This window comes from Catenibacillus scindens, assembly GCF_014202115.1.
Classification (GTDB): Bacteria; Bacillota; Clostridia; order Lachnospirales; family Lachnospiraceae; genus Catenibacillus; species Catenibacillus scindens.
This window is the reverse complement of the sequence record NZ_JACHFW010000001.1, coordinates 568,956-581,856: the sequence shown is the minus strand read 5'-3', so window position 1 is coordinate 581,856 and position 12,901 is coordinate 568,956. Positions and strand designations below refer to the sequence as shown.

Here is a 12,901-nt window from a genome sequence, read left to right as displayed (position 1 = left end):
GAGCATATATCCGATGCTCTGGCCTGTATTTGATTTTCATGGAGTGTGTAATTATTTTTTCATGACTTTGTTTTTCATGCGCTGTACGAATCCTACTTTCTTTGGAGCTACAAGGGCAGGTCCTCTGAGACTGCGCACTTTAGTAATGTAAATGCCGCTGACAGTGGCTTTAACTTCCTGCTTTACAGGGATCATATCAAAAATTTTATCATCGGAGATGAGAACCATAACTCTAGGGCCGACCTTAGCCTTGACCACCGGTACTTTGGAACGGCGGAGAAGCTTTGGCGTGGCATCCACAACGACCTGTGGGAGCCCGGCCTGTTTTAGAGGCATCTTCTTTTTATCAATGATCAGCATGGTTACATTCTGAGCGTTGGCTTCGATCTCTTTCTGGGATTCATCCATACGCTTCTGCTGTTTCTTTCCCCAGATGGAAAGTACAATAATGGCCGCTACAAGGATCGCCAGAACGACAATGAGAACGATGATCCATGGGGATACGGAAAAAAGTGTGAGTGGTGTTAATGTCACAATAGACCCTCCTTATTCGTTATTGCTCACTGGTGAACAGTAACATTTATTCTTAAGTTACAAAACCGGAATCAGCGATGCAGCCTTGGGGCCGAATCACAGCGGCAAAATACATTGTAGCATTTTTTCCTGTAAAAGGAAATAGGCAATTTAAACAGCGCCCCGGTTTTTTTCCACCATTTCTTTAATGATGGACTGAACATGCTGCCCAAGGTGTTTTTTGTCATCCCGGCTCATGCTCTTAACATCCAGAGGCGTGCCGAATTCAAAGATTACATGGCTGCCTTTGACCCAGGGAATGTGATTCTCAAAAATGGATTCCGTGTTATTAATGGACACGGGGATGATGGGACAGCCGGATTTCTCGGCAATCTTAAAACTGCCTTCCTTGAAGGGAAGCATTTCGTCACCGGGAGTTCGGGTACCTTCGGGAAAGATCCATATGGATGTCCCGGATTTTACCAGATCAATACAGTGGAGAACCATTTTCAGTCCGGCTTTAATGTCATCCCGGTCAAGAAACTGGCAGTTAAGAAATTTCATCCACAGACTGACAAAGGGAAGTTTCTCCATCTCTTTTTTGGCGATAAAACCTGTGTTATTTTTCGCCAGGGTGTATCCAATAATAATATCAAAATAGCTGCGATGGTTGGCCACATAAAGGACGGGAATACCTTTGGGGATATTCTCCCTGCCTTTTACTGTCAGCTTTACACCGGAGAGGAAAAGAATGGGTTTAAAGCCCAGTTTGCAGACGACCCACTGGGAGCTTTTGACTTTCGCCTCCTTGTTGATCCACCCGATGATTGTTTCAATGAGAAACATGGGAATGCTGAAAATAAAATAAAGGATCAAAAAAAGTATAATAAAAATAAGCCGGATCATAATGTATGCCTCCCTGAACTGTTGCTTTCCAGTCTGGTCTGCAAGCAGCCCGATCGGCTTTGCTTTGAGACTGGCTTTCATAATATATCATACACGATTTTTGGCAGAAAGCATAGAGAAAAAATAAAAAATGTACTTCTTTTCCCATGGGGGCGCATATAATGGGATATATGTGTTTTAGGGAATGCTCCGGGAGTATGGCGGGGGCATGAAGGAAAGGAGCAGTTATGGTATTGGAAAATAAAGGGTCAGGGGTGGAACCAAAGGCCATGGATGAGAAGTGGATAGAAGAGGCGCTTATGGCATCGGATATGTGGCAGTTTATAGGAGATGCGGAATATATGCGTCTGTTTTATCCGCCCATGGCCAGAGAAATCCTGGGATATGTTTCGATAGTGTGTGACCGGGCGGAATATGAGGGCAGTCTCATCTATGATCAGTATCCGGATCGGGTAGGATTCCTGAAAATGGCTGATGATGTGTATCAGATGGCGTCCTACATGGATAATATGTTCCGCCCCGTTCTCGAAGAGGATGAGGAAATTGATCCCCAGGGACATTGTGTGAGCTGCCGGGGAACCCAGAGCTGGCTTAAAAATCTTATTGACGTTATTCTAGCAGGGGAGCTTGTGTATCGCCGATACAGATATTTCACCGGCAAAAACATCTCACAGTCTCCGGCGTGGCGGTAAATGGAGCCGGATTTATCTTGTTTCACAGGGAAAAATGGTCTATAATATGAGACAAGTGACAAAAGGGATAAAGGTATTTTGACGCCTGTGACACTCAGATTGCGATTTGCGTCAGATCCCATCAAGTATAGGAGAATTTGCATGGAACAGATAAATGCTTTGTTAAAAGAAATTTTAACAATTGATCTTATAAATATTACTATCAGCGGCGTCAGGGGAGATGAACCGGCGTCTAAGATAAAAATACGGCCTGTGCTTATGAAAAAAGAGCTTTACTTTCAGGCTACCAGTTACATTGACACAAAAGTGATCCACTCCAACGATAAGGCGGAGGCGATGGCAAAAAAAATAGCTGGCTGGATGGAGGGCAGCTATAAGCAGATGCAGATCACGACCGGCACAGAGGAGATTTCTGTGCTGGTCAGTAAAAAGGGAAAGGTCACTGTGAAGCGGCGTAAGAAGGCCGTGTCTGTCAGCCCCTTTGAGATGGTGGCTTCTCACAACCGGGAAAAGCGTTATATACTCAAAGAGGGACAGCCGGTAGATTTTCTCGTGGATCTTGGCGTTATGACCAGGGAAGGACAGGTTGTCCACTCAAGATACGACAAGTTTCGCCAGATTAACCGCTTTTTGGAGTTTATTGAAGATATCCTGCCGGCCCTGGATAAAGGGCGGACTGTCCATATTATTGATTTCGGGTGTGGCAAGTCCTACCTTACTTTTGCTATGTATTATTATCTGAAAGTTCTGAATGGCTACGATATCCAGGTGACAGGACTTGATCTTAAAAAAGATGTGATCGAACACTGTAACCAACTGGCCCGGCGCTACGGCTACGATAGCCTGAGATTCCTTCATGGGGATATTGCGTCCTATGAAGGACAGGATCAGGTGGATATGGTAGTAACCCTTCATGCCTGCGATACAGCCACGGATTACGCCCTTTTCAAGGCGGTTTTGTGGAATGCCAGGGTTATTTTATCAGTGCCCTGCTGCCAGCATGAGCTGAATCAGCAGATGGAGTGCGGGGCTCTGACGGCAGTCTTTCAGTACGGCATTCTAAAGGAGAGGATGGCTGCTCTTGTCACCGACGGGCTGCGGGCCGAGCTTCTCACATGTGCCGGGTATAAGACTCAGGTGCTGGAATTTATCGACATGGAGCATACCCCGAAAAATATACTTATCCGGGGCGTGCGGGAAAAAGGGGAAAAGCCTTTTGCCCTAAGTGACAAGTATCTTTCATGCCGTGGGCTCCTTCATGTGTCCCCTACGTTGGAAAGACTTCTGACAGGGGCCTTTGGCCAAAAGACTCCTGACGGGAAGGAGGAAAGCCACAGTGAAACGAAGGACTAAGCTCATTCTGGCGGCGGGATATGTGCTGACCTTTGTCTTCGTTCTGGTGGCCACCTGCTTTATTCAGAATTATGGCGTAGGGGGAGATTCTTTTGAGACTTCGGCAGGGTTGCCTGTACTTTATGTAAACTATCAGGAAACTCAAGTCAATAAAATGAACGCCTATGTCACTCCCATTGACTGCGGCTATCTCAGAGAAAGCGTATCTCTGCTGGACAGCGACGGAAGTATTACTTTTCAGGTGATCAGCAATGGCCATACGCCGGTGTCCCTGGGTTATACTCTGTCAGATGCCGCCAATGAATATGTGACGGAGGAAGGGACTGTTCAGGCTGTCTCTTCCGGGGAGAGCGGTGCCGGGGGATACCGGCTGACTTTTAAAAATCCTTTGGTGGAGGACCGGGAGTATTGCCTCACATTGACGCTCGCCGACAGTGAAGATCAGGTTTACTATTTTTATACCAGGGTGATTTCCGGGCAGAATTACCGTCTGTCGGACAAGCTGGATTTTGTATGGCAATTTAACCAGAATACTATGGACCCGGACATGAGCGGTACAGTGGGGGATTATCTTGAGACTTCCGGTCTTAATGATAATTCCACGTTTGCAGATGTAGATATTTATTCCAGCACATCCATGGTCATGTGGGGCGGCCTTGAGCCGGCAGTGACCGGGACTATGGCGACGACTATAAAGGCCATCAGCGCCGATGCGGCTACAATCCAGCTCCGCTACAAAGTTCAGATTTATCAGGACGCCTCCGATTATACGGAATATTATGTGGATGAGTATTATACGATCCAATGGGACAATAATGTGTGGCATTTGCGTGATTTCCACAGATCCCTCAGTGAGATACCGGGAACCAGCGGTTTTGAGATCTCCTCAAATATGCTCCGCCTGGGAGTTGTGTCCCCGGAGAAAACCGGACTACTTGCCGGTGAGACTGGGGACGGCTACAGCGCCGCTTTTGTTATGGACGGCCGTTTATGGTACTATGATGTGGGGAATAATATTCTCACATGTGTCATGTCCATGGACCCGGACGATTCGGCGGCCTGCTCCGGGGATTATCCCTACGGGATCAAGGCGCTGGATATTGCGTCCGATGGAACGCTTTATTATATTGTATACGGATATATGACCGGGGGAAGCCATGAAGGTGAGAATGGCATCGCCGTCTACGTGTTTGACCCGTCTAAAAACACCATCCAGGAACAGGCGTTTATCCCTTCAGACCGGGGATACGAGATGCTTATGATGGATGTGGAAAAACTGGCTTTCATGAACGACAATCATCAGCTTTATTTGTGCTTAAATGATATTGTCTACCGAATTGACTATATGACTGGCCAGGCCAGAGAAGTCATCGAGCAGTTGGATATTGAAAATTACAAACTCAGCGGTGACGGAACCATTCTGGCCATGCCAAGTTCGCCTACGGCTCAGGATGCGGATCAGATCCTTGTCTATTATCTGGATACAGGACAGACGCGGACGATCCAGTCGGAGGGCAAGGTGATGCGTCTTCTTGGATTTTTTCAAAATGATATTGTCTATGGTACAGCAGACCCTTCCAGAGTTTATGAGGACAGCGTGGGTACCCAGATCGTGCCCATGGATACCCTTTACATTGCCGACAGCGAACTGAATGTGGTTCGACAATACAGCGTGGAAGGACAGTATATTGTCAATGTCCGCCTTAACGAGACAACAGTGGATATTTCCCTGGCCCGTGCCGTGGAGGAAAACGGGAGGACTGTCTATGAAAATATGCCAGGTGATTACCTTGTCCACAATGAAAAGGAGACGGAGGAAGATATTTACCTGACTACAGTAGATGACGCCACTATGCGCAGCGAGACATATATCCAGCTTCCATCATCCCTGTCCTCGGAAGTTCTGGCAGGGGAGGCCGTTGTCCGTGACAGCGGTGAAATCGTCTTTGAGATTGACGGGCCCGCCAAACCGGCTCAAAAGTATTATCTCTATACAGGGGATGGGCTGTATCAGGACTATACCAGTCTTGTGGAGGCTATTGAGGACTGCACCCAGCCGACAGGCCTTGTGGTCAGCGAGAGCAAGCAGATCGTCTGGGAAAAGTCTATACGCAGTTCAGAGTACCGGACATCCTTTAATTCCATTTCACAGGGAGACATGATCACATCTGTGGTATCGGCGATATGTGCTTACGCGGAGGGGAAGGAATCGGTCTCTGTGGACAGCTCTATGACATTGAGTCAGGCCCTGGCGGCCAATCTGACCGAACATACGGTGGTAAATTTAAGGGGATTGTCTTTGGATGACGTGCTGTATTTTGTTTATGCCGACCGGCCGGTGATCGCTCAGCTTCGGGAAAATGAGTTTGTGGTGATCGTGGGATATAATCCTTATTATCTCCAGGTGGCAGACCCGTCCACCGGGGAGATCAGTGACTGGAATTATGAAACTTACAGCCAGGTATTTGAGGAAGAAGGCAATATATTTTTAAGCTATTATTGATATCCTGTGGGCAACTGTGATAAGATAAAAGAATCGTAACGATTAGGAGGAATATGTGATGAACTTAACAACTGTGCGGGATTTATACAGGGACCGTGAAAAATATGTTGGACAAACTGTTAAAGTGGGCGGATGGCTCCGCAATATCCGTGATTCCAAAACTTTTGGCTTCCTTGTAATGAATGACGGAAGCTGTTTTTCGACGCTTCAGGTCGTATATACAGATCAACTGGAAAATTTCAGCGATATCAGCCGCTTAAATGTGGGCGCCTCTGTGATTGTGAAAGGCACCCTTGTGGAGACGCCAAAGGCAAAACAGCCCTTTGAGATACAGGCAGAGGAAGTGGTCATTGAGGGAACGTCCATGCCGGACTACCCTCTTCAGCCTAAACGGCACACCTTTGAATATCTCCGAACCATTCCTCATTTAAGAGCGCGGACCAATACTTTTCAGGCGGTATTCCGTGTCCGCTCTCTGATCGCATACGCCATCCACAAGTTTTTCCAGGAGCAGGGCTTTGTCTACGTACACACGCCGCTGATCACCGGAAGCGACTGTGAGGGCGCCGGAGAAATGTTTCAGGTAACCACCATGGATTTGAACAATATCCCAAAAACTGAAGATGGGCAGGTAGACTATAAAAAGGATTTCTTCGGAAAACCGACAAACCTTACAGTGAGCGGGCAGCTTAACGGTGAGACCTACGCTATGGCTTTCAGAAATATTTACACTTTCGGCCCCACATTCCGGGCGGAAAATTCCAACACTACCCGTCACGCGGCGGAGTTTTGGATGATTGAGCCGGAGATGGCTTTCGCTGATCTTGAGGACAACATGAACATGGCTGAGGCTATGATCAAGTATATTATCCAGTACGTCCTTGAAAATGCTCCCGAAGAGATGGCCTTCTTTAACCAGTTTGTGGACAAAGGTCTCCTTGACCGTCTCAACCATGTGGCCACCTCCCAGTTTGCTCATGTGACTTACACGGAAGCGGTGGACATTCTTATGAAGAACAATGATAAGTTTGATTATAAAGTATCTTGGGGCGTGGATCTTCAGACAGAGCATGAGCGGTATCTCACAGAGCAGGTGTTTAAACGCCCTGTATTTGTCACCGATTATCCAAAGGAGATCAAAGCTTTCTATATGAAACTCAATGATGACAACAAAACTGTGGCGGCTATGGACCTCCTTGTGCCGGGTATTGGTGAGATCATCGGCGGAAGCCAGAGAGAGGACGATTACGATAAGCTGGCGGCCCGCATGGATGAGCTTGGTTTAAATCGTGAAGATTACGACTTTTATCTGGATCTGCGCAGATACGGTTCCGTATACCATTCCGGCTATGGACTTGGCTTTGAGCGGTGTGTGATGTATCTTACAGGTATGTCCAACATCCGTGATGTACTTCCATTCCCAAGAACTGTCAACAACTGCGAACTGTAATTGGAGGCAAGACTATTGCGTTTTTTTCACCTTGCCGATGTTCATCTCGGAGCTGTGCCGGATAAAGGCACAGCCTGGAGCGATGAACGGGCCCGGGGAATTTATGAAAGTTTTTATCAAGTGCTTGAGACGGCGCGGCTGGAGCAGGTAGATGGAGTGTTTATCTGCGGCGATCTCTTTCACCGTCAGCCCCTTTTGCGAGAATTAAAAGAGGTGAGCTACCATTTTGCCAGGTGCGCTCCGGTAAGGATCTTTATCATCGCGGGTAATCACGATCCTGTGACAGAACGGTCGAATTATGTCAACTATTCCTGGCCGGACAACGTCATATTTTTTAAGGGGGATGCCTGTGCCCGAACATATATCTCTGAATGGAACTGCTATATTTATGGCCTCAGCTACCATGACAGGGAAATAATCCGCCCCCTCTATGCTAACCTGCGCCCGGATCTTTTTGGGGCAGCGGCCCCGGACAGCACTCATATTCTATTGGCCCATGGCGGTGACAGCCGGCATATTCCCGTTCATTTTAATGAATTGGAAAATGCCGGTTTTGATTATATCGCTTTTGGACATATTCACAGGCCATGGCTGGCTAAAAGTGGGAGGATTGCCTACAGCGGTGCCTTAGAGCCTGTGGACAAGGAGGATGAGGGGCCCCACGGCTATATGGAGGGGGAGGTCACGGCAAAAGGTGTCCGGGTAAGATTTGTGCCTCAGGCAACATGGACTTATGTCAACTTAAATGTGGAGATCAACGGGCAGATGTCCTGGGAAGAGATCAAAGACAGGGCAAAGCAATTGATGGATAGGGCAGTGAAACCAGGACGGAAGGCGGTTTTTAAGGTGACAATCATCGGAACCAGGGACATGGATATGGTCTGGGATTTGGATGAATTATACCGGCTGGGCCAGGTGATCCAGGTTACGGACGCCTCAGAGTATGACATTGATATTGAGCGCCTTTATAGCCAGAATAAGGATAACCTTTTAGGCCGTTTTATTGAGCGGGCAAAAGATCTGGATATGGATGAGGATATGAAGAAGAAAGTGCTTTATTACGGCATACGTTCCCTTTATGACACAGGAGACAGGTAATGATTATTAAAGAATTGTGGCTGACCCATTTTGGAAAATTTCATGATTTCCATATGGAGCTTGGGCCGTCTATGAATATTATTTCCGGCGGCAATGAGGCGGGAAAGTCTACCGTCTATCATTTCATTGAGGCTATGTTTTTTGGAGCGAGACGTCTACGGGGCCGGGCGGCGTCCTCGGATATGTACAGCCGCTTTCAGCCCTGGGAAGGGAAAAACAGCTATGAGGGAACGATGATCTTTGAGCATCAGGGCATGACTTACCGACTCTACCGGAATTTTTACAAGACGGAGGTCAGCGTCACCCTTGTATGTCTGGATACCAATAAAGTAATTCCTCTGCCTGACGGCACACTGGAAAATTTTATAGAAAATTTTACAGAAGAAAATTTTGAAAATACTATAGGTGTGGCTCAGACCCAAAGCCGTCTGTCCCGGTCATTTGCCAGGACGCTCCAGACCCAGGCAGTTAACATGGCTATGACGGGCAGTTCCAGACTTCGTCTTGACAGTGCCCTGGAATGCCTGGAAAGAGAACGGCGCAGACTTCGCCGCGGGAGCGCTGATGGGGAACTGGAAGCTCTGGGAAAAAAGGAAACTTACTGCCGGCAGGAACTTGAGGAAAACCGTCAGCGCCTGGAGATGCTTGATGGGGAGCTGGAAAAGTTTTCGGAGGAAGATTTAAAAAGAAAGCTTGAAAGCAGTGAAAAAGGGCTGGAAAGCTGTCAGATGGCCATTGGAGCCCTATCTGAGAAGCTTTCCCAACATGCGGCCCAAGCTGGACGAAACAGGGCGCCGTTATCCCCCAGGCAGCCGCCCCTGGGCAGTCATGGTTCATCCACGGACCGTCCATCCTACGGGCTGACCAGCCACGGGCATGATCCAAGATTGGAAAAAACGGGAAGCCGGCTTCCTGTCTGGCTCTATGGAGTTTTGTTAGTGGCCGGGATTTTGACGGGAGTGATTTTGGCTGGTATCCATGAACATATCCCTCTGCCTGCCCTAAGGCTTTTCCTGGTTTTAACAGCCTTTTTGATGGTTTGCGGTTTGCTGGGATTTGTCCGGGGGATCTTTGAGCAAAGGCGGGAACTGTCCGGGAGAGCTTTTGATGAGGAGCGCCACCGTTCCATCAGGGAGAGTGACGGGGAAGAGGAATCCCACGGCCGTGAAGCCGCTGGCCTTCAGATGGAATTGGCCCGGATGGAGGAGAAGAAAAGGGCTCTGGAACAGCGGCACAAAATCTGCCTTCAGGCACTGGAACAGTACCGCCAGATAAGAGAGCGCAGGGCATGGGAGCAGGAGCAGTACAGCAGGATCAGCAACACTCTGGAGGACGTAATTGAGGAAGATCAGCGTCTTAGAGATAAGATCAGGGAAGAAAAGAAGGAGGAATTGTGCGTGGATACCGCCAGAAAGATATTGGAAGAACTGGCAGGGGAAATCCACGAAAGTTTTGGCAAGCCTCTGGCTGATCGGGCTTCTGAGCTTATGAACCGGATTACAGGAGAGGAGCGGCAGTTTATCATTAATGAAAAGCTGGAGATGATGGTTGACAATTCTCAGGATTTTGTGCCGGTCAGCCGTTTAAGTGAGGGGGCATTGGAGCAGCTTTATCTGGCAGTGCGCCTTGGGGCTGCCAAACTTCTTTTTAAAGATGCGACAGTGCCTCTTATACTGGACGATACTTTTGCCTATTATGACGATCAGCGTCTGAGAACAGTACTGTCCTGGTTTGCGTCAGAGTATAAAGGCCAGGTGATCGTGCTGACCTGTCAGCACCGGGAGTGTGATATTCTGGATGGGCTCAATGAAGATTATAATTATGTAAACTTAGAGCGGTAAAAGTTTGGCGGCCATTTATGGCCGCCATTGCTGTATCGTAAGGAATAATGTTCCGGCATTTTGTTGCCGCCGCCTGTAGAGGCGGTGGTATCGCCCATCAGATATAATCGGATGGGAGAAGGAATCTTCCCTCACCTGATTAAGATCAGATTTTTTGATGTTTGCGGTATTTCTCCAGAAGAGCGTCGATCTTGTCGTAAGGATCAAGAAGACGGCTGATGGAGTGGTCGTGGTTAATGGAATCAATGAGGAGAGCGATATACTTGCTCAGATCCACATTGATATAATACTCCCGGCTTAACAGCTCCGGTGTCTGGTAGATCACATTGGATGTCAGCACCTTGTCGATCAGACCGTTGGCGTAATATTTATCGAATTCCGCCATGCCGTTGGTAAATAATCCAAATGTGGCAGCCACAAAGACACGTCTCGCTTTGCGCTTTTTAAGCTCTCTGGCCACATCCAGCATACTCTCGCCGGAGGAGATCATGTCGTCCACAATAAGAACGTCCTTGCCTTCCACAGAGGCGCCTAAAAACTCGTGTGCAACAATAGGATTGCGCCCGTTGACGATGACTGTATAATCACGGCGCTTATAGAACATACCCACATCAACGCCAAGGACAGTTCCGTAGTAAACGGCCCTGGTCATGGCACCTTCATCGGGGCTGATGACCATCATATGATCGCTGTCGATCTCCATATCCGGTACGTTCTGGCATAAAGCTTTGATGAACTGGTATGTGGGCTGGATATTGTCAAAACCATTAAGGGGGATAGCGTTTTGTACACGGGGATCGTGGGCGTCAAAGGTGAGGATGTTCTCTACGCCCATATCGTTCAGCTCTTTTAAGGCAAGGGCGCAGTCCAGAGATTCACGTTTGGAACGCTTGTGCTGGCGGCTCTCATAAAGGAAGGGCATGATCACATTAATACGGCGGGCCTTACCTGCGGCGGCGGAAATAATACGCTTGAGATCAGCGAAGTGATCGTCCGGTGACATCCGGTTTTCATAGCCGCAGAGTGAATATTTAATGCTGTAGTTGGTGACATCCACAAGAAGGTACAGGTCTTTTCCGCGGACAGATTCGTTAATGGAACCCTTTGCTTCGCCGCTTCCGAAACGGGAACACTTGGCGTCGATAATATAGTTATCTCTCTGGTATCCTTCAAAATGGATGGATGACATATGGGCTCCGTTCCGGTCTTTACGCCAGTCAACAATATAGTCATTGACACGCTTTCCAAGCTCGCTGCAGCTTTCAAGCGGAATAATCCCCAGTTCGCCTACAGGAACAGTTTCCTTAAAATTATCAGTCTGATTCATGTTCTACCTCCATGATATATGTGCGCAGATTTGTTGTATGGCAAAAAGATTTCGCGCGTAAAATGATTATTTTTCACATTCATTGTATATAAGATAGTTCCATAACACAAGAGCAAAAAAAAATTTTGTAAGGATTCGTCGAATTTTGTAAAAATCTGTAAAAAACTCTGTTAATAATGAATAAAGATCATAGGATGTAGTTTATGATGATATGGCCTTTTTTACCCGTATATCTTCCCCAAAAATGAAAAGCACCTGGTATTCGCTGACAATCCGGGAAAAGATCCGTTCGCTGTACTCCCTCTGGAGCTTGTCCAGGGACAGATTGGTGGATATGATGGTGGATCGCCGGCGAAGGAGCCTCTCATTAATGCAGAGAAAAAGCTGGGATGTTATAAAGGTATTGTTCATCTCTGTTCCGAGATCGTCAATGATCAGCAGATCGCAGTCCAGAATATAGGTAAACATATTTTCAGTGACATCGCTGTCTTCATCTTTCCCAAAAGTATTGTCTTCGAGAATATCCACAAGCTGGAAGGCCGTAAGGTAGATCACAGTGTGAGCCCGGTCCAGAAGGGCCTTGGCAATGCAGTTGGAAAGAAAGGTCTTGCCTACGCCGGTGCTGCCGTAGAGAAGAAGATTTTTAGGCCCCTGGTCAAAATGTTCAATAAAGTTATGGCAGGCAGCGACTACGTTTTCCATGTTTTCCCTGGGACTTATCCCAAGACGCGGGTCTTTTTCCGGGGAGTAGTAGTCCATGCGGAAGGTGTCAAAATTCTCAGACTCCAGGCGGCTGCGGATGTTGGACTGGGCGTACACAAGATCCACCACAGCCTGTTTAAAACAGTGACATTTCCGGCTTCCGATAAATCCCGTATCTTTACAGTCCCGACAATGGTAAACCGGTTCCAGATAGTCGTTTGGGTAGCCGTGATCTGTGAGAAGCCGACTCTTTTCCCGGTTCAGCCGTTCCATGTCCGAATGAAAGGCTGAGAGAGCGCCGTTTCCGCTCTCATGGCCTTTCTCTTGGCTTGTTTCCAGGACAGCCCTGCGGGCATAATCGGCTCCGGTGCGGGCGATGGCTTCGTCCAGCCGGGCGATTTCAGGGATAGCATTGTAGATCTCTTCTTGACGCTGCTCAAGCTGGCGCTGATTTTGGGCCTGTAGTTGATCATACCACCGGAGGATGGTATTGTATTGTGAGTTTTTCAGCGGCAT

The 12,901-nt window shown here is 47.8% G+C and carries 10 protein-coding genes; 6 read left to right on the top strand and 4 right to left on the bottom strand.

Annotation, left to right across the window (positions count from 1 at the left end):
* Positions 1-51 precede the first annotated feature (51 nt).
* Both HNP82_RS02415 and HNP82_RS02410 read right to left on the bottom strand, forming a co-directional pair.
* Positions 52-534, bottom strand: a complete 483-nt coding sequence (locus HNP82_RS02415; protein ID WP_183771064.1) for a hypothetical protein — start codon at positions 532-534, stop codon at positions 52-54.
* Positions 535-684: 150 nt separating this feature from the next.
* Positions 685-1,419 (bottom strand): lysophospholipid acyltransferase family protein, encoded by a 735-nt coding sequence (locus tag HNP82_RS02410; protein WP_183771061.1) that lies wholly within the window; start codon positions 1,417-1,419, stop codon positions 685-687.
* Between the two features lie 227 nt (positions 1,420-1,646).
* Between HNP82_RS02410 and HNP82_RS02405 the strand changes: the two genes are divergently transcribed.
* The 6 genes from HNP82_RS02405 (at position 1,647) to HNP82_RS02380 (ending at position 10,356) form a co-directional block, all read left to right on the top strand.
* Positions 1,647-2,111 carry a hypothetical protein gene (locus tag HNP82_RS02405; protein ID WP_183771059.1) on the top strand — a complete coding sequence of 155 codons (465 nt, stop codon included), beginning with the start codon at positions 1,647-1,649 and terminating at the stop codon, positions 2,109-2,111.
* 141 nt (positions 2,112-2,252) lie between these two features.
* Positions 2,253-3,464 (top strand): class I SAM-dependent methyltransferase, encoded by a 1,212-nt coding sequence (locus HNP82_RS02400; protein WP_183771057.1) that lies wholly within the window; start codon positions 2,253-2,255, stop codon positions 3,462-3,464.
* On the top strand, positions 3,448-5,967 hold the full coding sequence (locus tag HNP82_RS02395; RefSeq protein WP_183771054.1) for a hypothetical protein: 2,520 nt from the start codon (positions 3,448-3,450) through the stop codon (positions 5,965-5,967). Before HNP82_RS02400 ends, HNP82_RS02395 begins: the two co-directional genes overlap by 17 nt.
* Before the next feature lie 58 nt (positions 5,968-6,025).
* Positions 6,026-7,417: an asparagine--tRNA ligase gene (asnS, locus tag HNP82_RS02390; RefSeq protein WP_183771052.1), complete on the top strand. Its 1,392-nt coding sequence runs from the start codon at positions 6,026-6,028 to the stop codon at positions 7,415-7,417.
* Positions 7,418-7,432: 15 nt separating this feature from the next.
* Entirely contained in the window at positions 7,433-8,515 is a 1,083-nt protein-coding gene (locus HNP82_RS02385; RefSeq protein ID WP_183771050.1) for a metallophosphoesterase family protein, read from the top strand.
* Positions 8,515-10,356, top strand: coding sequence for an ATP-binding protein (locus HNP82_RS02380; protein ID WP_183771048.1), 1,842 nt, complete (start codon positions 8,515-8,517; stop codon positions 10,354-10,356). Before HNP82_RS02385 ends, HNP82_RS02380 begins: the two co-directional genes overlap by 1 nt.
* Before the next feature lie 145 nt (positions 10,357-10,501).
* On the opposite strand, the gene HNP82_RS02375 is transcribed toward HNP82_RS02380, so the two are convergent.
* Together HNP82_RS02375 and HNP82_RS02370 are read right to left on the bottom strand one after the other, a co-directional pair.
* Entirely contained in the window at positions 10,502-11,683 is a 1,182-nt protein-coding gene (locus HNP82_RS02375; RefSeq protein ID WP_183771046.1) for a ribose-phosphate pyrophosphokinase, read from the bottom strand.
* 201 nt (positions 11,684-11,884) lie between these two features.
* Complete coding sequence (locus HNP82_RS02370; RefSeq protein ID WP_183771044.1) at positions 11,885-12,901, bottom strand: ATP-binding protein; 1,017 nt, start codon at positions 12,899-12,901, stop codon at positions 11,885-11,887.